Raw genomic sequence first — 23776 nt, 5'->3', positions numbered from 1 at the left:
AATTCAGCGGGTGCTATATGAAAATCGAACTCCCCTTCCCTGCCAAGATCCTGTGGCCCAATGGCCGCGGGCATCACATGCGCAGGCACAGTGCCGCGAAGAAGCATAAGGGCTGGGCGCGGGCCGCCGCCCTAGCCGAGCGCAAACACGCGCCGGCCGGTGAGCAGCTGCGTCTGATCGCCACCTTCCATCCGAAGCCCGCAGGCCCGGCGCCCGACAAGGACAATGCCGGGGCCAGCCTGAAGGCCTATCAGGATGGGATCGCCTGGGCGCTGGGCGTCGACGATCGCCATTTCGGGGAACCGGAGATCCGTTTCGGCGACCGTGTGAAGGGCGGCAAGGTCGTGATCGAGGTGGTTGCCGGGTGACAGGCTGGATTCGCCTTCATCGTGGCTGGCGCGACTGTGAAGTCTTCGGTGATGAGCCGATGACGGAACGGGAGGCATGGGTGTGGCTGATCGAGAAAGCTGCATGGAAACCGTGCGTCCGCCGCAATGCCAAAGGTGAACGGGTACAGCTCGATCGTGGGCAATTTCACACCTCTCTGCGCAATCTCGGAGAGGCTTGGAGCTGGGGTAAAAACAAGGTCGCCCGCTTCCTTGAGCGTCTCGAAGATCATGAAATGATCGGGACAGTCGCAGGACAGTCTGGATGCACCATAACCATCTGTAATTACGACGTTTATCAGGATGCTCGGGACAGTTCGGACCAAGATGGCGGGACAGTCGCGGGACAGTCGCGGGACACACAAGAAGAAGGGAAAGAATATACTTCGGTATCTAAAGATACCTCAGTGGTGATGCCGCGCGCGTCCGAAAAGGGACATCGCATTCCGGCGAATTGGCATCCCGGCCCCCTCCCCGCCACCGTCGCCGCTCTGGTCGCCCAATGGCCCCCCGGGAGGGAGGAGAGGGAGCTGGAGGGCTTCCGCGATTACTGGGAGGCCCGCACCCGCGACGCCGCCCGGAGCGACTGGGACAAGGTTTGGCACAACCGCATCCGCGATCAGCACGACAGGGTTTTGAGGGAAAATCGAAATGGGTCAGGAAATTTCAATTCAGGCGGGCGGAGCGGTGTCGCCGAAGCTATCCATACCGCGCGGGATCGCCTCGGCCTTAGCCGATAACCGGTTCAGCCTGACGGAGTGGACGACAGCGACGGCGCTCGAACGCATGGACCGCAGCGATCGCCAGCGCGTTCCCGGCCTCGCCCAGCAGGCAGAGGCAACGCTGCGCCCCGCTGATCGCGAGTGGTTGAGCGACCGCCTTTCGACGCTGTGGATGTTCATGTCGAATGAGCGCGACCCCGACCGCACCACGACCTGGCTGCACGAATCCATGCGGCTGCTGGACGATCTGCCGCAGGACATCGTTTCGCCGGCCATTGATGAGGCGGTAAAGAAATCTGAACGCGGCTTTCTGCCCAGCATCGGAGCCATCCGCGCCATTGCTGATCCCATGCTGGAGGACCGGAGGCAGAAGGTTCGACGCCTGCGGATGCTTGCGGATGCGATCCTTGCTCCGGAAATGCCGAAGCTGGAGCGGGAGCCTTTCAAACCCTGCTCACCAGAAGATGCGGCCGAGATCATGGCGGAAAATGGGATCAGCCGCATGGAGGCCACCAAGCCGCGCTGCATCGACCCGACCCGCCTGCGCGGCCCGAAGGCCATCACGGTTGAGGATTATGTTTCTCTTGGCCTGACACGCGAAGCCGCTGAACGCGCCATCGCCGAATTTCAGGGGCGCACCGCGTGAGGCAGGTCCGTGAGATCGAATGCCTCTGCGGGGCACGGGAAACCGACGAGGGCCAGTCGGTCCCGCTCCGCTGCTGGGGCTGCGGCAAGGACACCATGGGCCAGTTCACGCGCCGCACCGGGGGAAAGGTTTAATGGATCAGGTCGCGGGCTTCGCCATCATCGCCTTCACAATCATCACGGTCGCAGCGGGGACAATTGGAAAATGATCAGGGAACCTAAGCCGGGTCGGGCTTTGACGGAACGGGAAACGATGCTGGTCGGCATCGTGCGGGAATGCACGGAGGCGGCGCTGCCCGTCCCCTCGATCGATGACATCGCGGAGCGCCTCGGCGTCGCCAATGGCGGCACGGTGCCGGAACTGTTCCGCCGGCTGCACGACATGGGCGTCATCATCAACAAGCCCTTCCAGCGTGGTCGCCAGGTCTGCCTGGTTGAAACCGGGAAGTGGTCGGCGGCTCCGATGTCCACGGCCCCGCACTGGCGGGACCGTCCCCGCGACGTCCCGACGCCTGCTCCGGTCGCGGTGAAGACACGGCGGCCGGACATCGCGGCTGAGATTTTTACCGAAGCGGCCCGGCTGGGTAAGCCTGCGGTGGAGTACCTCGCGGATCTGGTTTTTGTGGGTTGGGAGATCGAAAAGAGCCGTGGCTAAGCTGGATGGAAAGCAGGCGCGTTTCGTCGAAGAATACCTCGTCGATCTCAATGCCACCGCTGCCTACCGGCGTGCGGGTTATGTGGCGAAGGGAAATTCGGCGGAGGTCAATGCGTCGCGCCTACTCAGAAATGCTAAGGTTCAGCGGGCCATAGCCGCTGCGCAACAGGCATTGAGCGAGCGGACGCAGATCACGCAAGAGATGGTGCTGCGTCGTTGGTGGGAGATCGCGACGGCCGATCCCAACGAGTTGATCCAGTTCCGCCGCACCTGCTGCCGGCACTGTCATGGTGATGATTTCGGCTATCAGTGGATCGATGACGCCGAATTCCGCAAGGCCGTTGCCGCTGCTGCAATGGTCGAGGATGCCGGACCGCAGGACATGCCCAGCGATGATGGCGGCTATGGCTTCGACAAGAAGGCGGACCCGCACCCTGATTGCCCGAAATGCGCCGGCGAAGGGCGCGAGGACATCCATGCGCTCGATACCAGGCATCTGAAAGGGCCTGCTCGCCTGCTCTATGCGGGTGCGAAGATCACGAAGGAGGGCTTCGAGATCAAACTACAGGATCAGGGCAAGGCGCTGGAGAACGTCGCCCGTCACCTCGGCATGTTCAAGGACAAGGTCGAGCATGATATCACCGACGATCTTGCCGCGGCCATCATCGCGGGCAATGCCAGGGTGAACAATGGCCGCCAGTGACCGGCTCGCCCTCGCCCAGCGTATCGGCGAGCTCCGCTATTCCCCGCTCGATCATGCCCGGTTCGCCTATCCATGGGAGACCGAGGCTTTGCCCGCGCCCGGCCCTCGCACCTGGCAGCAAGAAACCTTCCTCCAGATCGAGGAGCATCTGTCCAACCCGGCGCTGCGTTTCACGCCCTGCCGCATCGGCATCGCTTCCGGGCATGGTATCGGCAAATCCGCCGGGATCTCGATGATCAACAAATGGGCGCTCGACACCTGCGTCGACACCCGCATCGTCATCACCGCCAACACTGAGGGCCAGCTGCTGACAAAGACCGGGCCGGAACTGGCGAAGTGGGCGCAGCTCGCCGTCACGGACGACTGGTTCAAGGTCAACGCGACCAGCATCGTGTCGACCATGGGCGACCGCTCGAAGTCGTGGCGCACCGATCTTGTGACTTGGTCGGCCAACAATACCGAGGCGTTCGCGGGCCTGCACAACCAGGGCAAGCGAATCGTCCTGATTTTCGACGAGGCATCAGGCATCATCCAGAAGGTCTGGGAGGTCGCGCTCGGCGCCCTGACCGACGAGGATACCGAGATCCTGTGGCTCGCCTTCGGCAACCCGACGCTCAACACCGGGTCATTCCGCGACTGCTTCGGCAAGAGCCGGAACCTCTGGAAGACGAAGCAGATCGACAGCCGGACCGTCGAGGGCACGAACAAAGCCTATCTGCAAGAGCTGGTCGATACCTACGGCATCGACAGCGACATCGTGAAGGTCCGTGTCCTTGGACAATTCCCGTCGGCATCGTCGATGCAGTTCATCGGCATGGATGTGGTCGAGGCGGCGCAGCAGCGCGCCGTGCAGTCGATCGGGTCCGACCCGCTGATCTATGGCGTCGACATCGCCCGCTTCGGTGATGACCATAGCACGCTCGCCAAGCGTTGCGGCCGCGATGCGAAGTCCCGGCCATGGAAACGGTGGTATGGCGCCGACACCATGACCGTAGCGGGCGACATCGCCTTGGAGGCGCAGCAGGAGCATCCCGACGCGATCTTTGTCGATGTGGGCGCCATGGGGGCGGGTGTGATCGATCGCCTGCGCCAGCTTCTGCCGGAGACGCCAGTCTTCGAGGTCAACTTCGGCGGCAAGGGCCGCGATGCTGTGTGGGCCAACAATGTCCGCGTCAAGACCAAGAACAAGCGGGCGGAAATGTGGACGTCTATGCGGACTTGGCTGGAGTATGGCGCAATCCCCGAGGATCAGGGTCTCGCCGACGATCTCACCAGCCCCGAATATGGCTATGATGCGGAACAGCGGATCGAGCTGGAGAAAAAGGATCACATGAAGGCCCGCGGTGTCGCGTCGCCGGACGATGCCGATGCGCTGGCCTGCACCTTCGCCGAGCCTGTCGCACCACGCGCTGTGCCGGGATACCTCAACCCCGAAAGCTATGGTCACGCGGGCAGCTACGACCGCTACAAGGAGCTGTATTGATGGATGATTTCTGGGTGTGGGCCATGCGCACCTATCCCGGTTCCGATCGGCACTGGATCAGGCGGAACGAACCGGCGTTGCGGCAGGCGTTCCAGCGGGGCACCAATCCGCGCCCGGTGCTGCCGTCTCCGCCGCCTGCGCCACGCTATGACCGCTATAGCGAACTGGACTGAAGCCGTCGATTCAACCGAATAGCCCGCAGCCATAATTCTGCTCCCGTAATCCAGCGGGAGACAGACCATTTGCACCTCAACCCCTGACGTCGCGACTGTCCCCGAACGGCAGTCGGTGCAGCTGCCCGATCAGGGTGCGGATGTGTCCGGCGACCGCGACGCCCGCCGTCGTCGCCGCGCCATGATCTCGGGCCTCATCACCAGCCCGTCTGGCGCGCTCGGCAGCGCCAACACCTCGGCCACTTCCAACACGCTCGGCTGATGGCTTCGATCCGCCAGGACTGTGAGACCCGGCTTCAGGGTATGAAGGAAATCCGGCAGGACTATGAGCCGGACTGGAAGGAGATCGCGCGCTTCTGCCAGCCGGCCCGTTCGCGCTTCCTCAATTCCGAGACGAACCGATCGCGCCGCCTACGCAATTCCAAGCTGTTCGACGAATACGCCATCACCAGCTATCGCACGCTGGCCAATGGCATGACGTCCGGCCTGTCGTCGCCGTCGCGCCCCTGGTTCAAACTGGCGACCTATGACGAAGCCCTGATGGACGAGCCGGATGTCCGGTTCTGGCTGTCCGAGGTCGAACGGCGCATGGGCGCCTTCTTCGCGTCCACCAACTTCTATGGTGCGGCAAAGACCGGCTATCATGAACTCGGCCTGTTCGGCACCGAAGCCTGCGTCATGGTCGAGCATCGCACGCTCGGCATGGTCTGCCACGCCCTGACCGCTGGTGAATATTGGGTGTCCATGTCGGACGCCATGGTAAACGACACGCTCTATCGCCGGACGCCTATGAATGTGCGGCAGGCGGTCCAGTCCTTTGGCAAGGCCGTGCGGAAGGACATCATGAGCCGCTATGATCGCTCGGATTACGAGGCGATCGTCAACGTCTTCCATGCGATGGAACCGGACCCGGATTATCGCCAGGGCAATCCGTTCTCGAAGCCGTACCGCTCGGTCTATTGGGACGAGGACGATGGCAAGGAAGCAGTTCTTCGCCTGTCCGGCTATCATGACCAGCCCTTCTATGCGCCGCGCTGGGACACGACCGGATCGGATACCTACGGCACCTCGCCCGCAATGGAAGGCCTTGCCACCATCCGCGAACTGCAGGTGCAGGTGAAGCGCCGCAACGAGGCTATCGATCATCTGGTCAAGCCTGAGAAGGTCGCGAAGGCCGGGATGCGGTTGACCGGCCAGCCCGGCAACATCGTTTCGGCCGCCGACGTCGACAAGGACGTCGTCATGGTGCCGTATCAGATCCCGTATCAGGCGCCCCAGATCATCGGGCAGGAGATCGAGCGCTGTTACCGGCAGATCGACTCCACCTCCTATGCCGACCTGTTCATGGCGATCACCAATATGCAGGGCATTCAGCCCCGCAATATCGAGGAGATCGCGGCGCGCAACGAGGAGAAGCTGACCCAGCTGGGGCCGACCATCGAGCGTGTGAACAATGAGAAGCTGGCCATCGCCATCGATCGCGTCTTTGGCATCCAGTTGCGCGGCGGAATGCTGCCGCCGGTGCCGGATGCGATGAACGAGACCGAGCTGAAGGTCGAGTTCGTGTCCATCCTGACCCAGATGCAGCGCATGGTCGGCCTCGGTCAGATCGAGCGCACGGCGTCCTTTGTCGGCAATCTGGCTGGCGCGTTCCCGGATGCTGCTGACAAGCTCAACACCGACGAGATGATCGATGAGTATGCCGATCGCGCCGGGACGCCGCCGAAGCTGATCCGCACCGCCGAGCAGGTCGCGCAGATCCGGCAACAGCGCGCCCAGCAGCAGAACCAGGCGAAGATGGCCGAGATGATGCCCGCCGTTCAACAGGGCGCGGACGCCGCCCGCCTCCTGTCCGAAACCGACGTCAACGGCCAGCCGATGCTCGACACGCTTCTTGGTGGCGCATGACCCAGCACGAAAAGGATATGGCAGAGCTTCTGGGTAGCGCTGCCTTTCGCCGTTTCCTGTTCCGGTCGATTCAACAGGCCGGGATTTTGGCTATCTCCAGCAATGGGCGCGACGGTCGCGATCTCGCATTCAGCGAGGGGCGGAGAAGCCTCGGATTTGACATTCTTCGCGACGTGGACGCGGGCCAGCCCGCTCCTCTGCGCCATCCCCATAGCATCATGACGCTCATCGCAGCGCTGCGCGAGGAAGTCGACCAGCCTCTCAAGGAGAAACCCAATGCGCGTGACCGGTATTCTGAAGTTTCCGAATAGGCATAGCCTGCTGGCTGGCGTCGCCATGACGGCGATGGAGCGCCGTGCCGGCCGATTCCTGCGCGCGCCTGACCATGATGCCGGGACCGGCGGCGGTGCTGATGCCGGCGCGTCGGGCGATTCCGCTGATGGCGCGGGCGATGCAGGCGCGGCTGACGCCGCAGCTGCTGCATCTGGCGCAGATGGTTCCGCCGGGGGTGATGGCGCGGGCGCCGCTGCCTCTGATGATGGCGCAGGGAGTGGCGCCGATCAGGGTGCAGCGGCTGCTGGCGATGATGACGGCACTGCTCTTGGTGGCGCAGGCAAGAAGGATGGTGAAGGCAGTGAAGCCGATGGCGCCGCCCAACATGTCGTGCCGGAAGCCTACGAACTGACCGCCCCGGACGGCATGGCGATCGATCAGGATCTGCTTGCCGAAGCAACGCCAGTCTTCAAGGAACTGGGCCTGTCGAACGACCAGGCCAACACCATCCTGCCGGTCGCCAAGAGCCTGATGGACAAGACGCGCGACGCGACCGTCCAGGGCATGATCGATGCCGGCAACCAGCAGCGCAAGGCCTGGCTGGACGAGGCAAAGGCCGACGCTGAAATCGGCGGAAATAACTGGGATGGCAGCTTGCACAACGCCGCGAAGGCGCTGGACGCGCTCGGCCATCCCGAAGGGTCGCCGTTTCGGCAGGCCCTTAACGAAACCGGCTTCGGCAATCACCCCGAGTTCATCCGCATCTTCGCGGGCCTCGGGGCACGCATTGGCGAGGATGGTGACTTCGTGCGCGCCGATGCGGGGGCGAAGGTCGACGTGCCGCTCGAAAAGCGGCTGTATCCCAATGATTAAGGAGTGAAGATATGGCCATTTTGGGCAACACGTATCTGCAGCTGATTGATATGATGAAGCGAGCCGACGAGCCGCTCTATGGCATCGTCGAGGCGCTTGCTCGTCTCAATCCGTTCATGAAGGACGCCAACGTCCTGACCTGCAACCAGGGGACCAAACACAAGTCCCTGATCCGCACCGGCCTGCCTGCAGTGTCGTGGGGCGCGCTCTATCAGGGCATCGCGCAGGGCAAGTCGACCACCGCTGAAGTGGAAGACACGACCGGCTTCGTCGAAGGTCTCTCGCCTGTCGACGAGCGTTTGCTGGCCCTCTACGGCGACAAGGCCGCGGCGGTCCGGATGTCGGAAGCCAACGCCTTCTTCGAGGCAATTTCGCAGGCGGTCGAAAGCGCGATCTGGTATTCCAACGTGAATATCAACGGCAAGCAGTTCCACGGCCTGGCGCCGCGCTACAACTCGCTGTCGAACCCCAATGTCGTTGCGGGCGGCGGCGCCGGCTCCGATAACACGTCCATCTGGGTCGTTACCCACGGCGACCAGCAGACGAGCGTGCTTGTTCCGGAGAACATCAAGGCAGGCATCCAGCGCGAGGATATGGGCCGTCAGCGCGTGCTGGATGGGAACGGCAACCCCTTCTACGTGAAGGAAGAGAAGTTCAGCCAGCACCTTGGCATCGGCGTGAAGGACTGGCGCTACAATGCACGCGTCGCGAACATCGACGTGTCCGATGTCATTGCTGGCACCACGAAGGTCAACCCGCTTCTGCGCAAGGCCTACTATCGCCTCCAGGGCCGCCGTTCGTATCAGATCGACATGCCGGGCCAGTTCAACCCCGGCAACACCGTCATCTATATGAACAAGACGCTGCTGGAAGCGCTCGATGCCGAAGGCACCAACGCCGCGGGCACCGACAACTTCGTCCGGCTGAAGCCGATGGAGATCCAGGGCGAGGAAGTCCAGTCGTGGCGGGGCATCCCGATCCGCGAGACGGATGCGCTGCTCAACACCGAAACCCTCGTTGCATAAGGAGGTATCGCGATGATTTTCGACAACACGCTGCTGTTCAGCGATGCCCAGGCGATCACGGCCGATGCCGGTTCGACCAACACCATCGATCTGGGCGCCACCGGCACGCCCTTCGGCGCGTCGGCCGCCCTCGTCCGCGACATTGGCAAGGGGTGCAAAATCCCCCTGTCGATCTCCGTGGTCGAGGCGTTCAACAACCTGACCAGCATCGAAATCTCGTTGCAGGTCGATGACAATAGCGGCTTCTCATCTCCCAAGACGGTCGCTCGCTCCGCTGTCATCGCGCTCGCTGACCTCACGGCCGGCAAGCAGATCGACTTCCCCGACTACATCCCGCAGGGCGCGAATGAGCGCTATCTGCGGCTGTATTACGACATCACTGGCACCGCCCCGACCACCGGCAAGATCACCGCCGGCGTCGTAGCTGCTCGCCAGACCAACTTTGTAGGAGGTCAGTAATGGCTGAATTGAAGACCTATCGCGCTCGCGAACGCGGCTATGTCGACGATCGCATGATCGAGGAAGGGGAAACCTTCACGACCGCGGCGCCCAAGGGCAAGTGGATGGCCCTGCTCGACAAGGACGGCAACGAGATCGAAGATCCCGAGCCGGAGCCGAAGGCTGATCCGTTGCAGGCGCAGATTGACGAACTGAAGTCGGACCTCTCGACCGCGCAGGCCCGTGCGGAAGGTGCTGAAAAGGCGCGGGACGATGCACGTGCCGAAGCTGACCAGTTGAAGTCGGACCTCTCGACCGCGCAGGCCACGATCACGGATCTCCAGTCCAAGATCGCGGCTTTCGACCACGACGGCGACGGCCAGCCCGGCGGCTCCGCCAAGACAGCGGCCAAGAAGTAATAGGGGTGGCGGGGGGCTTCGGCTCCCCGCCTGCTACCCATGCCCAATTATCAGGAACGCACCCCCCGCCATGGATCGCCGAAGCGCATTCGGCAGGTAACAGGCCAGCCGCCGGAAAATGACTTCCGTGTCGGCGAAATCCGTGGCGCGCCGTTCATCACCCTCGTTCTCAGCGATGTCATGGAAACCGAGCGCCTGCTGGCCGCTGGGCCGGACATTGCCTTTGTTGATGGAGGTGCGAAGGCGAATATCACCTTCACCCTGACCACGACCGGAATTGTCGCCGCGACCTATGGTGCAGCGCTCAAGATCCCGATCATCCACTTCGACGATAAAGGCCGTGCGGTATCCGCGTCGGAAGCCAGCCTCGGCACCGCAGCCGCCCTCGATGCAGACAATGACAATACGCTGTCGGCAAATAGTAGCGCGCGGCTGGCAACGCAGGCTGCGGTCAAGGCCTATGTCGACAATGCCGTTACCGGCCTGCTCGATTATAAAGGTGGATTCAGCGCATCCGGCAACCCGAATTACCCCGCTGCGTCGAAGGGCGATGCCTATGTGGTAACGGTGGCGGGCAAGATCGGCGGCGCGTCCGGCAAGGCGGTCGACGTCGGTGACGTTTTTGTCGCGAGCGCCGATAATGCGGGCGGGACCGAAGCGGCGGTCGGCGCGTCGTGGTTCGTGCTGGAGCACAATCTCCAGGGCGCGCTTCTCTCGGCCAATAATCTAGCCGATGTTGCCAACCCGGCGACGGCGCGGGCAAATATCGGTGCGGGCACGGTAACAAGCGTGGACCTGTCCGGCGGCACGACTGGACTGACATTCGGCGGCGGCCCTGTCACGACAGCGGGCACGATAACCCTGACGGGAACGCTGGCTGTCGCCAATGGCGGCACCGGGACAGCAACAACCTTCACGGCCGGTTCTGTCGTGTTTGCAGGTGCGTCCGGGGTCTATTCCCAGGATAACGCCAATCTGTTCTGGGATGATACCAACGACCGTCTGGGCATCGGTACCGCATCGCCAGGAGAACGGGTCGAAGCCTATATTGGTAGTGCCTCCTTCGTCGTCCTGAAGGCCACGAATACGGCTGGCTATGGCAAGTTCGGCGTCCGCGATACCGGCGACGCCTATGTCGAAGCGCCATCCGGCAAGGAGATTTCCTTCTGGAATGGCTCGCGCCGCATGACGGTTACATCCGGCGGCAATATCTACGCAACCGCCGGCACGACCGGGATGACAGACGGGTTTTTCTATATTCCCGCTGCGGCGGGGGCGCCGACCGGAACGCCGACTACGATCAGTGGCCGGGTGCCGATGTATTATGACACCACGAACAACAATTTCTATGTCTACAACGGGGCATGGAAGAAGGTGCTGCTGGCCTGACCTGTGGGCCGTCGATTCAAGCGCTAGGACCGCCATCATAGAGAAGCGGCATGGCTTCTCAAATTGGCATCTGCAACGAGGCGCTGTCCGAGATAGCGGCGGACCCGATCAACTCGATCGAAGAGGCGTCGACCAGCGCCTTCTATTGCCGGATGCATTATGCCTCCGTGCTGGAGGAGGTGTTGAGCTGGACCGATTGGGATTGGGCGCTTCGCCGGGTCAGCCTGGCCGTACAGGTTAATGATCGCCCCGGTGAATGGCTCTATCGGTACGGTAAGCCCGCCGACATGGCGGAGGCGGTGCGGGTGCTGCCTACTGTGACCGAGCAGGTGACCAGCCTTCCCGTTGTAGGGCCCTATCCCTTTCCTGCCTGGGACGCGCTGGGTAAGCTGCCTTTCATCACCGCGAACGGCTCGATCTATACAAACCTCGTCGACGCGATCCTAGAATATCAGGTCAATTCCGTCGATCCTGCTGTCATTGATCGCTTTGCCGCGCGGGCTGCGGCGCTGGAGCTGGCGACCCGTCTTGCCATGCCGATCAAGAAGAGTCGGGAATTGAAGAGTGACCTGATCAAGCAGGCCGAAGTCGTGAAACAACGAGCTGTCGCTGAGAGCGAAAACCGCTCGCCGCGCATCGAAACCGACTATGTCAGCGCGGTCGAATATGCCCGCATGGGATATATGAACGATGGGCTATAGGCTTGCGCAGCCCAATTTCGCGAAGGGCGAGATCGGGCCGGACCTCTATGGCCGCTTCGATGTTGACGCCTATTCAACGGCGCTCCGCAAGGCCCGCAACGTCTTCGTCCTGAAATATGGCGGCCTGATGAAGCGTCCAGGCACGCGGCTGGTCTCCGAAGTGCTGGACGCGAGCCAGCCGACCCGCCTGATCCCCTTCCAGTTCTCGATCGAGCAGGCCTATGCGCTGGAGTTCGGGCACGGCTATATGCGTGTCGCCGCTGCCGGCGGGCTGGTCCTGAACCAGGAATTGCAGATCACCGCCATCACCAATGAGTCGCAAGCCCAGGTCACGGCGGCCTATCACGGCTATTCGGTCGGCAACCGGGTCTTTCTTTCCGGGATCGCTGGCGCGCTGGGCGAGCAACTGAACAACCGCTTCTTTGCCATCGTAGCCGTGGTCAATGCCAACAATTTCCGCATCGACGTCGACACATCAGGAATGGCGGCCTTCTCTGGCGCCAGTGGTGGCATCGTCCGTACTTCCGCGCCTGCTCCTGATCCGGCTGACCCGGTCATTCCCGATCCAGTGAACCCGCCTTCCTCGCCGTCAACCGGAGGGGGCAGTTGATGGGCGTCTCCCGCGTCTTCCGTCTCGGCACGCCCTATAATGGTGTCGAGCTGCCCGAAATTGATACCGAGCAGCAAACCGACACGATGTACCTGTCGCACATCGATCATCCGGTCGGGAAGCTTACCCGCGCGGCGCACGATAGCTGGTCGGTTGGCGACGTAACCTTCGGCCCGTCCATCACCGCGCCGACTGGAGTGGCGGCGGTTGCCCATGTCCTCAACACCGATTCCGAGAATGACGGCAACGCCTATTATCCACGCCCGGCCCATTACACGGTCACTGCGATCGATGCCGATGGGCTGGAAAGCCGTGCCAATGCATCGGTCACAGCGGTCAATGATCTGGATCTGAAGCGCAATTACAACGTCATCACCTGGAGTGCAGTTGCAGGGGCCGAGAGCTATAACGTCTATAAGGCAGATAACAGTCAGTTCCTTGGCTATATCGGCAAGACGGAGGCGACGAGCTTTACCGACGACAATATCGGGCCGGATCTGAGCCAGGCGCCACCGGAGGCCTATAACCCCTTCGATGCCACCGGCAATTACCCGTCCACCATCACCTTTTTCGAGCAGCGCCTGTTCCTCGGCCGGACGCGCAACAGTCCGAATGCGATCTGGGGGAGCCGGTCGGCGGAATTCGAGAATTTCGACCAGTCGACACCGCTCCGGGCGGACGACAGCATCGCTGTCGCGGCCAATGCCGGGCGCGTGAATGCGATCAATCAGCTGGTCGCAACGACGAGCCTGCTGGCGCTGGCGTCGGAAAACCTGTTCCGCATCGATAGTGGCGGATCGGATGGCGGCTATCTGACGGCAGCGCCCCCGGCGACACCACGGCGCCAGATCGGGCGCGGATCGTCCCGCCTCTCCCCTATCGTCGTCGATAACGTCGTTTTCTATACGCCCTCGGTCGGTTCCAGTGTCCGCTCGATCAACTATAAATTCGAGATCGACGGCCTGACCTCCGACGACGTCTCGATCTTCTCGCCGCACTTCTTCGAGGGAATGAGCATCGTTTCATGGTGCTATGCGCAGGAACCGCGCTCCATCATCTGGGCGGTGCGGTCCGACGGCAAACTGCTGGCCTTCACATGGGAGCAGGCCCAGCAGGTCTGGGGCTGGACGCTTTGCGAGACCGATGGCTTCGTCCTGTCCTGCTGCTCCGTCCCGGAGAACGGCGAGGACCGCGTTTACCTGACCGTACGCCGGAGCCTGCCGGGTGGCGAGCGCACCTTCATCGAGCGCATGGCGTCCACCCGCTGGGAGTCGGTCGAGGACTGCTGCTATCTGGATTGCGCCGTCTCCTACTCGTTCGATCAGCCGCAATCGACCTTTCGCAATCTCTGGCATCTGGAGGGACGCGAGGTCTGGGGGCTGGTCGACGGCTTCGTCGTCAAAGGGCTAACCGTCACGAACGGGGCCATTACACTGCCGCCATCGGCCGGATCGGCGCGCAAGGCGACCTTCGGCATCCCGTTCGACGTCGATATTCAGACCATGCCAGTCATGTTCAATGGCGGCGGCGGCTCCAACGCGGCGCGGAAGCAGCAGCCCGGCGAGCTGGTCCTGCATCTCAAGGACAGCCGGAACGTGCTGGCGGGCGCCGGAAAGGAGAATGGCGACGTCCCCACCCAGCTGTTCGAACTGAAAACGCGCGGCGATGAGCCATGGGGCACGGTCGACACCCTCAAGAACGGCAAATATCTGATGGACTCGCCTAATGTCGTAAGCGGGCAGGCATCCGTCTATGTGAAGCAGACTGACCCGCTGCCCCTGACCCTGCTCGGCGTCTATCTCGATCCCATCGTAAATGGGTAGGGTCGAAGTCGTAACCGCCCGCGCTACCCACATCGGCCCCGTCGCGACCCGGCTGCGGAACATCGACAGGATCGAGTGCGAGGCCATGGGCCACAGTCCGAAGCAGGCGCTGCGCAACGGCTTCCTTCTCTCCGATCGATGCTGGACCGCCCTGGTCGATGGCAGGCCTGAAGCGATGTTCGGGGCTGTTACTGTGTCCGCGCTGGATCGGCGCAAGACGGTCTGGTTTCTGGGCACCGATGAGGTTTACCGGCATGGTCGGCTGCTTCTGGCATGGGGGCCGGGGCTGATCCGGCGGGCAGTCGATTCAAGATGGTGGGCCGGGAACCTAGTGTCCAGCGCGAACGGGAAGGCGATCAGGCTGTTGGAAGCGTGGGGCTTCACCGTCGAGCCAGAGGAGCAAATGGTGAACGGCGTTCCCTTCCGTCATTTCTGGATGATCCGCGATGTGTGAGCCGACCACACTGCTCCTCGTCGGCACCGCCGTCTCTACGCTCGGCGCCGGTTACACCGCGCTCCAGCAGAATGCCGCCAGTCGTTACGAGGCGAAGGTTGCCGACCAGAACGCCAAGCTGTCAGCGGAATCGGCTCGGCAGGAGGCCGACAATACCCGCGATGCCGCGCTTCAGCATTACCGCAAGGTCTCGCAGCTGAAGGGTGAGCAGGCGGCGGCGATGGCGGCGGCGGGGCTGGACGTGAATTTCGGCAATGCCGCCGATCTGACGGCCGATACCGACATGATGGCCCGAGAGGATGCTGGCCGCATCTATCGGCAGGGCGCGGAAAATATTCGTACCTATGACATCGAGGGCGCGAATTACCGATCCAAGGCGGCGGCGTCACGACAAGCGGCAACGGGCGCCCTGATCAGCGGCGCGTTCAACATGGGTTCGACCGCACTCAGTGGCGCGACCCAATATGCAAAAATGCAAGGCAGGCTTGGTAATTCGAGCGCGAAGGGCTTCGGCTGATGCCGCGCATTCAGACATATGGCGGTCCGACCGTTGGTCCGGTTCGCACAACAGGCGCTCGCTTCCAGGTGGCGGACAATAATGGCGGCGCGGCTGGCGGCATCGCGCGCGGGCTAGAAAAGCTTGGCGGTGCGCTCGCCGACCGCGCTGTCGTGCAGGATCAGGTCGAGGACACACTGGCGCGCACCAACGCCGACAATCTCTATCTGTCCGCCAGCACTGCGGCATCCAGTGCGCTCGCGGACTATAAGACGAAGGCGGGAAAGCTGGCCCTCGATGCTCGTCCCGGAATCGACAAGTCGCTGGACGAGGCGATTAATGGCGCTCTGTCGCAGGCCGACCAGAGGACGAAACGCTATCTTGCCCCCCAGCTTGGCCGCCTGCGCGCCGCAGCCGGTAACGATGTCGCCACCCACGCGATCGGTCAGGCGAAGGTCTATGAGCGTGAGACCGGCGCGGCGAAGCTGGGCAACTTCATCGAGAGCGCGGTGGCGGCCGATGATCCGCAGCAGCGTTCCGATTTCATCAGCCAGGCGCGGACGCAGGCCCGGACCAATGCCGAGCTTGCAGGGCTGGGCGATCCCGAGATCATCGCATCGGAAGAACGCAAGGCCGTATCAGGCGCGCATAGTGCCGTATTTAACCGCTATATGTCCGCCAAAGACGTCGACATGGCCAATGCCTATTTGCAGGCCCATGGGGACGAGATGACCGCGAGCGACAGGACATCTGCAATCGCCTCCCTGGCCGCGCCGTTGCAGAAGCGTTGGGCGGAGAGTCAGGTCAATGCGCTGATGACCCTGCCGCCGGTCGGCGAACCCGGCAAGGGGCAAGCAGGTGCGCCGGTCGCCGATGGCGGTTCGATCATCAAGCAGCTTTTTCCGAAGGCGAATGTCACGTCGACCTTCCGCGACGCCAACCATCCGCTCTCGAAGGCCAACCCCGGCTCGTGGCACACGAAAAGCCATGCCGCCGTCGATGTCGCGCCGATCGCGGGCATGACCTTCGACCAATATGTGAAGGGCGTCGAGGACGCAGGCTATCGCGTCATCGAGGCGAAGAACGAGGTCGGTGCTGGCCGCAGCGCCTGGGCGACCGGCGACCACTGGCATATCGTGCTGGGTGATGGCGGCGGCGGACAAGCCCCGGCGGCGCGACGCTGGGACCTCGAAGACGTGACGCAGCGCATCTATGCGGCGGCGGACAAACAGGGCTGGACGCCCGAGCAGCGCGACGCCGTTCTCGAAGTGGCAAAGGATCGCGTGTCCTTCGACGAGCAGTTGAAGCGCCGGGACGAGGATTCCGCCGATCGCGCCGCGTCCGAGTGGGTACTGAAACAGGGCGCGGGGTTCACCGACATTTCCCAGATGCCCGCCAGCATCCGCAATGCCCTGTCTCCCGACGCAGCGCGCAGCTATATCGGCGTCGCCAAGAGCAACAGCAAGCCGGTCGAGGCCGTTGCCAACGGCGCCACCGCGACGTCGCTGGAGCTGCTGCGCATCATGGAACCGGAGAAATTCGCGGCGACCCCGCTGGGCAAATATGCCGGTCAGGTCACGCGCGCCGAAATGCAGGGGCTGCTGGTCGAGCAGGCCAAGATCATCAAGGGCGATCCCGACAAGTCGATCCGCAGCAAGGTCGCGTCCACCATCTCCACCTTCGGCGTCGAGGATGGCCTGACGGGTGGCACCGACAGCGCCAAAAAGAAGAGGGTCGCCGTTCAGCGGATCATGGAGACGGAACTCAAGGCGGTCACAGGCGGCAAGCGTAACCCGACCGACGACGAGCTGTATAAAGCGTATCAATCGGCAACGCGGGACGTGACGTTCACAGTCGACAAGTGGGCGCTCGGCGTCAGCTGGAAAAAGGATCGCACGAAGCCACGCTTCGAGCTTGATGTGGACGACGTGCCTGAAAACGTGAAGCAGCGGATCAGCCGCGGCTATCAGAATCAATATGGCCGGGCGCCGACCGACGACGAGATCGCGACCGCCTACCGCAATGGCAAAGGGCGTTTCTGGTAATGGCGACCGATCCCTACAAATATCTGGATGCCATGCGCGCCCGCTCGACCCAGCCGGCGCCATCGAACGGTGATCCGTTCGAAGCGGAATTGCAGGCGCAGCGCGACGACGAACTGGCCTATCGAATCAAGGTCGCCAAGCCCGACGAGGCGGCACGCGTGCGTCCGATCGCGGAAGCGCGCGGCCTGCCACCCTCCGCTGTAGCGAGCAACCTCCCGGCCTTCGAGGCGGAAGCCCGCGCCTCCCGCGCCAAGGCGATCATGCAGCAATATCCGGCAATCGGGCGCTGGTCGGCCAAGCCCGGCAATGCCACCATTGCAGCGGACGATTACGACAATCTCGGCCTGTTCGGCAAAGCCTTCTATGGGCTGCGAAATGTTGGAGGAATCGCGCAGGCCGCTGGTTACAATCTCGTTGGTAGAACCTATGGCTTCATCGGCGGCCTAGCGGAAAACCTCGACTCGCTATCACCTTCGTCGGAGGCTGAGCGCCGCGCTGGCATTAAAACGCTACCCCGCATGATTGCCGATATCAGCCTCGGGTGGGCAAGGCAGGATGCGAAAAGCGCGGATGCAGCCCGTCCCAACATCGAGAACTGGGTGGCGCGCAATCTTGGAGCGGGCCTTGAAAGCGTTCCGACATCACTTGTCGGCGTCGGCATCGGCATGGTCGCAGGCCCAACCGCCGGCGCGTCGTTCATGGGTTCGAACGTGGCAGGTGGCGAGTATGTCAAGGCTCGCGACACGGGGCTGTCGCCCGGTCGGTCCGCAATTTACGGCACCGCACAGGGCGCGGTTGAATTAGCGACAGAGAAGATCCCGGTTTCGAAGCTGATCGGAGACCTTGCGGCAAAGACGCCGCTGGTCAAAACCTTCATGCGTCAAATCGCATCTGAGGCACCTCGGGAAGTCGCGGCGACGCTACTGCAAAATTTCAATGAGTGGGCGACCATAAATCCCGACAAGCCGTTCAAAGACTTTGCATTTGAACAGCCAATGGCGGCGCTCGAAACGGTGGTCCAGACCGTGGGCGGCGTCGGCGCGACCGTAGGCGTTTCCACGGCGGCAGAGCGCACAACGCGCATTGCAGCCAATATGCTGGAAAAGAGGCAGGAGGCGGCCCGTGCCCGCGCTCACGGCGCGTTCCTCGATCAGGTCGCGGAAGCCACTGGCAAGGCCAAGACGACGGGCCGTTCGCCTGACGCTGTGTCCGACCTCGTCCAGCAGCTGGGCGACGATACCGGCAATGACCGCGTCTTCATCTCGTCCAACGCGCTCCGCGCCTATGAGCAGTCCGACGGCTATTCGGGCGAGTTCGATAGTTTCCGCGATGCGGTGGACGAGGCCTATGCCACCGGCGGCGATCTTGTCCTGCCGATCGGCGAGGTAACGAAACTGGCCGCGACCCCTGCATGGGGAGCGCTGAAGAATGACATGCGACTGTCGCCCGGCGGCATGTCGGTGAACGAGGCGCAGACCTTTGAGGATTCCATGGCCGACGTCATGGATCAACTGTCGGAGCAGGCGGCACAGGAGCGCGAGGCGGAACGCGCCGCGCAGGAACCGCGTCAGAGGCTGCAACAGTCCATCGCCGACAAGCTGATGAACGCCGGGTTCACCCCGGCCACGGCCATGCAGCAGGCGGAACTGCTCGCCCAGCGCGAGACAACGCGGGCGGCGCGCATGGGCCGGGAATTGACGGGACAGGAGTTCGATCCGGTGGAAGTCCGCCAGATCCTGCCCCCTGCCCTCGCCCAGATCCAGGCCGCCGATTCGACAGACATCCTGATCGAGACCATGAAGGGCGGGAAGGATGCGAAGACGGCCGCCGGGCCATCGCTGATGGATTTCATCTCCAAGGGTGGCGGCATCGTCGACACCGGGGGCGACCTGCGCGCCATGGGTGCCGACCAGTGGCATCGCGGCAAGCCCGGCAAGCGCAAGCTGGTGAAGGATCAGGGCGAGCTGATCGATGAAGGCGGTCTCGGCCAGAATGAATATGGTGCCGATGCCTGGGCGCAGCGTGCCTGGGAAGCCGGCTATTTCCCGGAGTTCGGGCAGGATCGTCCGACCGCGAATGACCTGCTCGACGCCATTTCGGAAGGCGTGTCCGGCCGCGATCGATTCCTGACCGCGAAGGAAAAGACGCTGCGCGATGCGGCGCAGGAACTGCGCGGGATGCTGGAAAACCGGGGCATCGATCCCGACACTGCCAGCCGCAAGGAGATCAAGGACGCGATCGCCGCCTATCAACAGGAAAGCGAGGGGCAGGCTTTCGATCAGGCCTATAATGACGGCCCGCGCGGCCGCATCGTCTTCCCCTCTGCTGGTTTCGGCACCGGCCCCAGCATCATCGAGCTTTTCCAGTCCCGCGATCAGTCGACCTTTCTGCATGAAACCGGGCATCTGTGGCTTGAGCAGCTGCGCGCCGATGCGATGGAGGAAGGCGCGTCTGACCAATTGAAGGCCGACTGGCAGCAGGTGCAGGATTGGTTCGCCGCGAACGGCCATCCCCTAGCCGACGGCACGATCCCGACTGATGCCCATGAACTCTGGGCGCGCGGCGTCGAGCGCTACCTGATGGAGGGGAAGGCCCCTACCCCGCTGCTGCGCCGCGCCTTCGAGCAGTTCAAGGCTTGGCTGGTCGCCATCTATCGCGCCACCGACCGGCTGAAGGCGCCGATCACGCCGGAGATCCGGAGCGTCATGGACCGGCTGATCGCCACCGACGAGGAAATCGAGCAGGCCCGTCAGATCCAAAATATCGAGGCGCTCTTCACCGAGCAGCCCGCGACGATGACGGACGAGGAATTCGCGGCCTATCAGGCATCGACCGAAGCGGCGCGCGGCGAGGCGCATGATGCCTTGCTCGCCAAGGTCATGAACGCGGTGAAGCGCCGGGTTACGAAGGAATATAATGACCGCCGGGCAGCGGTCGAGGCTGACGTCTCCGCCCAGATCGATGCCCGCCCCGAATTCCGTGCTTTGCGCCAGGCGCGCGAAACTCCGCTCGATTCCACATGGATCAGGGAAGCCCTCGGCGAAGATGCGCCGGGGATGCTGCCCAAGGCGGTACCGCCGATCCACAAGGAAGGCGGGGTCAATCCAGATGAGGTGGCCGAACTGTCCGGCTTCACATCCGGCGACGAGATGGTCCGTGCCCTGATGGGCGTGGAGACGGCGCGTCGGCAATTGAGGGAGGGAGGTGATAAGCGGTCGGTGCGCAAGGCTCTGATCGATCAGGAAGTCGATACCCGCATGATGGAGCGCTACGGCGATCCGTTCACCGATGGCTCGATCGAGGAGGAAGCCCTTGCGATCATCCACAACGACCAACAGGGCGAGGTTATCGCCGCCGAAATGCGTGTTCTGGCGCGCTCGACAGGCCAGCGCGTTACGCCTTATCGCATTGCGAAGGATTGGGCGGCGCGGTCAGTAAGGTCGGGCAAGGTCGCCGATGTCGCGTCCCGCTCCATGATCCAGCGCTATCAGCGCGCCGCGGCGAAGGCGGGCAAGGCCGCCATGGATGCTGTGATCGCCGGGGACAATGCCGAAGCGTTCCGCCAGAAACAGGCCCAGATGCTGAACAATGCGCTGGTGTCGGAGGCGAAGCGCGCGGCCGACGAGGTCGAGGCGGCGGTGAAGCGCATGGACAAGGTCGCCAGCCGGCGCACCCTGGAGACCGTCGATCAGGATTATCTGGAGCGGGCGCAGGGGCTTCTGGAACAGGTCGACCTGAAACAGCGGTCGCAGCGGTTCCTTGACCGGCAGGAAAGTTTCGAGGCCTGGGCGCGCGAGCAGGAAGAGGCTGGGCGTGACATGATCGTGCCGCCGTCCTTCTCCGCCACGCTTGGCACGACGAACTGGTCGCGCCTGACCGTCGAGCAGCTGCTGGGCCTGGACGCGGCGGTAAAGCAGATCATGCACCTAGGCCGCTTGAAGCAGAAGCTGCTCGATGCCAAGGAAGAGCGGGACTATGAGGCGGTCGTGGGTGAGGCGCTTGCCGCGGGCGATGGCATGAAGCGCCGCCCCCCTTCTGACCTGCTTGAGCCGGACTGGAAGGGGCGGATTAGTGCCAACGTCGCGGCCTTCGACGCTGCGCTGCTCAAGATGGAGCAGGTTTTCGACTGGCTGGATCAGGGCAATTCGCACGGCGTTTTCAATCGCATCGTGTTCGCGCCGATCTCCGAGGCGCAGGACCGGGAAAATTCCATGCTGGCGGACTATTACGGGCGTATCAAAGGTGCCTTCGATAGCGTCGGCAAGTCGCAGTTGCGCCGCTGGTCGCAGAGCTTTTCCAGCGCAACGCTGAGCAATCCCGAAACCGGCAATCCGCTCCAGATGACCCGGCAGGGGTTGATTGCGATTGCGCTGAACATGGGCAACGCGGGCAATACCCAGCGCTTGGTCGACGGCTACCGCTGGAACGAGGGCGCGGTGCGCGAACTGCTGAACCGTGAACTGGCGGCGGAAGATTGGGCATTCGTCCAGCAGGTCTGGGACATCGTCGAAACCCTCTGGCCGGAAACGGCTGCGCTGGAGCGGCGCGTCAATGGCGTCGAGCCGGACAAGGTTGAAGCTGTTCCAGTGGTCACACCGCACGGCACGTTGCGCGGCGGCTATTACCCGGCGATCTATGACAGCGCGCGGAGCCAGGCGGCGGAATATAATGAGGGGCGCGCCTCGGAAATGTTCGGGATGAACTACACCCGGGCCAACACCCGAGCCTCGTCGACCAAGGATCGTGCGAACGCCGTCAAGCGTCCGATCCTGTTGCAGATCGGCGTCATCAACCGGCACCTCGGCGAAGTCATCCACGACATCACGCACCGCGAAGCCATCATGCAGGCCGACAAGTTCCTGTCGGACAGCCGCATTTCCAAGATGGTCGATGAGACGGTCGGCCCTGAAATCCGTAAGCAGTTTCGGCCCTGGTTGAAGTTCATCGCCAACCAGTGGGGCATCGAGAAAGCGGGCAACGAGGGCGTCGGCAAATTCATCGGCAAGGCCCGGGCCAACACCACGATCGTCGGCATGGGTTTCCGTGCAACCACGATCCTGACCCAGATCGCAGGTTATTCAAACAGCGTCGAATATGTCGGCGCCAAGTGGATCGGGCAGGCTTTGGCTCAAACGACAGCAAGCCCGATCGACACTTTCAACTTCGTGATGGAGAAATCAGGCGAGGTCCGTAATCGCATGGATACGCTCGATCGCGATCTGTCGCAGGTTATCAAGCAGATGGCGGGGGAGAGCCGTGTAGGGCAGAGCCTGACGGCGGCCAAGCGCTTCGCATTTCATGGCATTGGATATGCTGACCGGCTTGTCGTCATCCCAACATGGATCGGCGCCTACAACAAAGCGCTGGCCGAAGGCGCACAGGATGGGGAAGCGGTCTATGCAGCCGACAAAGCAGTCCGCCTTGCGCAAGGCGCTGGGTCGGCAAAGGATCTCGCCGCCATCCAGCGCGGCACCGGTAAATGGGGCGAGTTCCTGAAACTGTCGACGATGTTCTACAGTTACATGTCGGCGGTCTATCAGCGACAACGCACGCTCGGGCGCGACCTTGCTGCATCTCGGTCCCCACGGGACCTACCGAACATCATGGCGCGAGCCTTTTGGCTTATGGTGCTGCCGCCTGTCATGTCGCAAATCCTGTCTGGGAACGGTCCCGGTGAGGACGATGATTGGGGCGTCTGGACCTTCAAGCAGATGCTGTTTCAGATGCTTGGCCCCCTCCCGGTCGTGCGTGATCTAGCGCGCCCGATCTGGGATGCCGCCGCTGGTAATCAGGGGTTCGATTATCAGATCTCGCCGATCCAACGAGCCGGGCAAACGCTGGTCGAGATCGCCAAGGATGCCCACAAGATCGCTACTGGCGATGAGACGAAGCGGGCGACCCGCAATCTTCTGGAGGGTGCCGGTTATGTGACCGGCCTTGTGCCTGGTCAGTTCGCCGCATCGGCTCAGTTTCTCGTTGACGTCGGAGAGGGCGAGCAAGCCCCTGAGACGTTCACCGATTGGTGGGAAGGGATTACGACCGGCAAGGTCAAGGAGGACTGACGGGGGCCTTCCGTGCATCCTTCGCAATCAGGTAGCGATAGGCGCCAAGCAAGGCGACCAGAGAGGCGAGGACGATTGGCCAGCGATCTTCGACGAAACTCTGGGCGTCATATCCGAACCAGTCATAGGCGATGCTTTCGGTGGCGTCGCGCGCAAACCAGAAGATCAGCGCGACCCCGAGGGCGATAAAAGTCATCCGCAAAGCGCCGGCTTCCCCCAACGCCCCTCCGCTCAAGAAATGGGCGTTGGCGCGCAACCGAGGCCACGCGCCCCGCACATCCTCCCGACCGGGAAAGGTCGGGTCATCATCCATCGCCACATTGGCCTTGGCGATGAGCCAGCCAAATGCGCCAGCCAGTACCGCTTGAAGCGATGGGGAGTCCGGCGCAATGCCATACCCCAACCCCCATCCGGCCAGAGCGCCGCCGATGCCATAATAAGCATACTTCAGAGCGCGCCCCGTCATACGGCAACAATCCCCCGTCGATTCAAG

Annotated in this window: 24 protein-coding genes; 23 read left to right on the top strand and 1 reads right to left on the bottom strand. The window is 62.8% G+C overall.

All coding sequences use genetic code 11. The features are described from left to right. The first annotated feature begins 17 nt into the window (after window positions 1-17). The 23 genes from SIDU_RS06190 to SIDU_RS06090 all read left to right on the top strand — a co-directional run bounded on the left by SIDU_RS06190 (window position 18) and on the right by SIDU_RS06090 (window position 23283). Window positions 18-368 carry a hypothetical protein gene (locus SIDU_RS06190; protein ID WP_007685922.1) on the top strand — a complete coding sequence of 117 codons (351 nt, stop codon included), beginning with the start codon at window positions 18-20 and terminating at the stop codon, window positions 366-368. Between the two features lie 80 nt (window positions 369-448). After that, the gene (locus SIDU_RS19250; RefSeq protein WP_007685920.1) at window positions 449-1126 is read left to right on the top strand and encodes a hypothetical protein; all 678 of its coding nucleotides are present in this window, start codon (window positions 449-451) and stop codon (window positions 1124-1126) included. Continuing rightward, entirely contained in the window at window positions 1038-1754 is a 717-nt protein-coding gene (locus tag SIDU_RS06180) for a hypothetical protein (RefSeq protein WP_007685919.1), read from the top strand. The genes SIDU_RS19250 and SIDU_RS06180 overlap by 89 nt, the downstream gene beginning before the upstream one ends. A 252-nt stretch (window positions 1755-2006) precedes the next feature. Beyond that, the gene (locus SIDU_RS06175) at window positions 2007-2408 is read left to right on the top strand and encodes a helix-turn-helix domain-containing protein (RefSeq protein ID WP_144240395.1); all 402 of its coding nucleotides are present in this window, start codon (window positions 2007-2009) and stop codon (window positions 2406-2408) included. Then, window positions 2401-3111 carry a terminase small subunit gene (locus SIDU_RS06170; protein ID WP_007685914.1) on the top strand — a complete coding sequence of 237 codons (711 nt, stop codon included), beginning with the start codon at window positions 2401-2403 and terminating at the stop codon, window positions 3109-3111. Before SIDU_RS06175 ends, SIDU_RS06170 begins: the two co-directional genes overlap by 8 nt. Window positions 3112-3199: 88 nt before the next feature. Continuing rightward, window positions 3200-4594: a terminase gene (locus tag SIDU_RS06165; RefSeq protein WP_233431875.1), complete on the top strand. Its 1395-nt coding sequence runs from the start codon at window positions 3200-3202 to the stop codon at window positions 4592-4594. Continuing rightward, window positions 4594-4767: a hypothetical protein gene (locus tag SIDU_RS19625; protein WP_158514622.1), complete on the top strand. Its 174-nt coding sequence runs from the start codon at window positions 4594-4596 to the stop codon at window positions 4765-4767. The genes SIDU_RS06165 and SIDU_RS19625 overlap by 1 nt, the downstream gene beginning before the upstream one ends. Before the next feature lie 115 nt (window positions 4768-4882). Further along, window positions 4883-5029, top strand: coding sequence for a hypothetical protein (locus SIDU_RS19775; RefSeq protein ID WP_167369506.1), 147 nt, complete (start codon window positions 4883-4885; stop codon window positions 5027-5029). Further along, window positions 5029-6675 (top strand): portal protein, encoded by a 1647-nt coding sequence (locus tag SIDU_RS06155; RefSeq protein ID WP_233431874.1) that lies wholly within the window; start codon window positions 5029-5031, stop codon window positions 6673-6675. Before SIDU_RS19775 ends, SIDU_RS06155 begins: the two co-directional genes overlap by 1 nt. After that, entirely contained in the window at window positions 6672-6986 is a 315-nt protein-coding gene (locus tag SIDU_RS06150; protein ID WP_007685907.1) for a hypothetical protein, read from the top strand. The genes SIDU_RS06155 and SIDU_RS06150 overlap by 4 nt, the downstream gene beginning before the upstream one ends. Window positions 6987-7030: 44 nt before the next feature. Next, window positions 7031-7360 (top strand): hypothetical protein, encoded by a 330-nt coding sequence (locus SIDU_RS19035; RefSeq protein ID WP_007685905.1) that lies wholly within the window; start codon window positions 7031-7033, stop codon window positions 7358-7360. After that, window positions 7339-7821 carry a hypothetical protein gene (locus SIDU_RS19030; RefSeq protein WP_007685903.1) on the top strand — a complete coding sequence of 161 codons (483 nt, stop codon included), beginning with the start codon at window positions 7339-7341 and terminating at the stop codon, window positions 7819-7821. The genes SIDU_RS19035 and SIDU_RS19030 overlap by 22 nt, the downstream gene beginning before the upstream one ends. An 11-nt stretch (window positions 7822-7832) precedes the next feature. Beyond that, window positions 7833-8846: a major capsid protein gene (locus tag SIDU_RS06140; RefSeq protein ID WP_007685902.1), complete on the top strand. Its 1014-nt coding sequence runs from the start codon at window positions 7833-7835 to the stop codon at window positions 8844-8846. Window positions 8847-8858: 12 nt separating this feature from the next. Next, window positions 8859-9305 carry a Bbp16 family capsid cement protein gene (locus SIDU_RS06135; protein ID WP_007685900.1) on the top strand — a complete coding sequence of 149 codons (447 nt, stop codon included), beginning with the start codon at window positions 8859-8861 and terminating at the stop codon, window positions 9303-9305. Beyond that, a complete protein-coding gene (locus tag SIDU_RS06130; RefSeq protein ID WP_007685898.1) occupies window positions 9305-9703 on the top strand; it encodes an efflux RND transporter periplasmic adaptor subunit in 399 nt (132 codons plus the stop codon). Before SIDU_RS06135 ends, SIDU_RS06130 begins: the two co-directional genes overlap by 1 nt. Before the next feature lie 39 nt (window positions 9704-9742). Continuing rightward, window positions 9743-11092 (top strand): hypothetical protein, encoded by a 1350-nt coding sequence (locus SIDU_RS06125; protein WP_007685896.1) that lies wholly within the window; start codon window positions 9743-9745, stop codon window positions 11090-11092. A gap of 50 nt (window positions 11093-11142) precedes the next feature. Further along, window positions 11143-11793 (top strand): hypothetical protein, encoded by a 651-nt coding sequence (locus SIDU_RS06120; protein ID WP_007685894.1) that lies wholly within the window; start codon window positions 11143-11145, stop codon window positions 11791-11793. Then, a complete protein-coding gene (locus SIDU_RS06115; RefSeq protein ID WP_007685893.1) occupies window positions 11783-12403 on the top strand; it encodes a hypothetical protein in 621 nt (206 codons plus the stop codon). Before SIDU_RS06120 ends, SIDU_RS06115 begins: the two co-directional genes overlap by 11 nt. After that, on the top strand, window positions 12403-14226 hold the full coding sequence (locus SIDU_RS06110) for a phage tail protein (RefSeq protein WP_007685891.1): 1824 nt from the start codon (window positions 12403-12405) through the stop codon (window positions 14224-14226). Before SIDU_RS06115 ends, SIDU_RS06110 begins: the two co-directional genes overlap by 1 nt. Beyond that, a complete protein-coding gene (locus SIDU_RS06105; protein WP_007685889.1) occupies window positions 14219-14680 on the top strand; it encodes a hypothetical protein in 462 nt (153 codons plus the stop codon). Before SIDU_RS06110 ends, SIDU_RS06105 begins: the two co-directional genes overlap by 8 nt. Beyond that, the gene (locus SIDU_RS06100) at window positions 14673-15197 is read left to right on the top strand and encodes a virion core protein, T7 gp14 family (protein ID WP_007685887.1); all 525 of its coding nucleotides are present in this window, start codon (window positions 14673-14675) and stop codon (window positions 15195-15197) included. Before SIDU_RS06105 ends, SIDU_RS06100 begins: the two co-directional genes overlap by 8 nt. After that, window positions 15197-17221, top strand: coding sequence for a hypothetical protein (locus SIDU_RS06095; protein WP_073507125.1), 2025 nt, complete (start codon window positions 15197-15199; stop codon window positions 17219-17221). The genes SIDU_RS06100 and SIDU_RS06095 overlap by 1 nt, the downstream gene beginning before the upstream one ends. Then, the gene (locus SIDU_RS06090) at window positions 17221-23283 is read left to right on the top strand and encodes a hypothetical protein (protein WP_007685883.1); all 6063 of its coding nucleotides are present in this window, start codon (window positions 17221-17223) and stop codon (window positions 23281-23283) included. The genes SIDU_RS06095 and SIDU_RS06090 overlap by 1 nt, the downstream gene beginning before the upstream one ends. Here SIDU_RS06090 and SIDU_RS06085 read toward each other — a convergent pair. Further along, window positions 23270-23749, bottom strand: a complete 480-nt coding sequence (locus SIDU_RS06085; RefSeq protein ID WP_007685882.1) for a hypothetical protein — start codon at window positions 23747-23749, stop codon at window positions 23270-23272. The genes SIDU_RS06090 and SIDU_RS06085 overlap by 14 nt on opposite strands. Window positions 23750-23776 lie beyond the last annotated feature (27 nt).

The organism is Sphingobium indicum B90A (assembly GCF_000264945.2).
GTDB lineage: Bacteria > Pseudomonadota > Alphaproteobacteria > Sphingomonadales > Sphingomonadaceae > Sphingobium > Sphingobium indicum.
This window is presented reverse-complemented; position numbering and strand designations above follow the sequence as displayed.

Coding starts and splice junctions, on each gene's coding strand:
- SIDU_RS06155 (WP_233431874.1), top strand. CDS start 5,029: ATGGCTTCGATCCGCCAGGACTGTGAGACCCGGCTTCAGGGTATGAAG.
- SIDU_RS06140 (WP_007685902.1), top strand. CDS start 7,833: ATGGCCATTTTGGGCAACACGTATCTGCAGCTGATTGATATGATGAAG.
- SIDU_RS06125 (WP_007685896.1), top strand. CDS start 9,743: ATGCCCAATTATCAGGAACGCACCCCCCGCCATGGATCGCCGAAGCGC.
- SIDU_RS06190 (WP_007685922.1), top strand. CDS start 18: ATGAAAATCGAACTCCCCTTCCCTGCCAAGATCCTGTGGCCCAATGGC.
- SIDU_RS06135 (WP_007685900.1), top strand. CDS start 8,859: ATGATTTTCGACAACACGCTGCTGTTCAGCGATGCCCAGGCGATCACG.
- SIDU_RS06095 (WP_073507125.1), top strand. CDS start 15,197: ATGCCGCGCATTCAGACATATGGCGGTCCGACCGTTGGTCCGGTTCGC.
- SIDU_RS06110 (WP_007685891.1), top strand. CDS start 12,403: ATGGGCGTCTCCCGCGTCTTCCGTCTCGGCACGCCCTATAATGGTGTC.
- SIDU_RS06150 (WP_007685907.1), top strand. CDS start 6,672: ATGACCCAGCACGAAAAGGATATGGCAGAGCTTCTGGGTAGCGCTGCC.
- SIDU_RS19625 (WP_158514622.1), top strand. CDS start 4,594: ATGGATGATTTCTGGGTGTGGGCCATGCGCACCTATCCCGGTTCCGAT.
- SIDU_RS06090 (WP_007685883.1), top strand. CDS start 17,221: ATGGCGACCGATCCCTACAAATATCTGGATGCCATGCGCGCCCGCTCG.
- SIDU_RS06100 (WP_007685887.1), top strand. CDS start 14,673: ATGTGTGAGCCGACCACACTGCTCCTCGTCGGCACCGCCGTCTCTACG.
- SIDU_RS06180 (WP_007685919.1), top strand. CDS start 1,038: ATGGGTCAGGAAATTTCAATTCAGGCGGGCGGAGCGGTGTCGCCGAAG.
- SIDU_RS06105 (WP_007685889.1), top strand. CDS start 14,219: ATGGGTAGGGTCGAAGTCGTAACCGCCCGCGCTACCCACATCGGCCCC.
- SIDU_RS06085 (WP_007685882.1), bottom strand. CDS start 23,749: ATGACGGGGCGCGCTCTGAAGTATGCTTATTATGGCATCGGCGGCGCT.
- SIDU_RS06130 (WP_007685898.1), top strand. CDS start 9,305: ATGGCTGAATTGAAGACCTATCGCGCTCGCGAACGCGGCTATGTCGAC.
- SIDU_RS06175 (WP_144240395.1), top strand. CDS start 2,007: ATGCTGGTCGGCATCGTGCGGGAATGCACGGAGGCGGCGCTGCCCGTC.
- SIDU_RS06115 (WP_007685893.1), top strand. CDS start 11,783: ATGGGCTATAGGCTTGCGCAGCCCAATTTCGCGAAGGGCGAGATCGGG.
- SIDU_RS06120 (WP_007685894.1), top strand. CDS start 11,143: ATGGCTTCTCAAATTGGCATCTGCAACGAGGCGCTGTCCGAGATAGCG.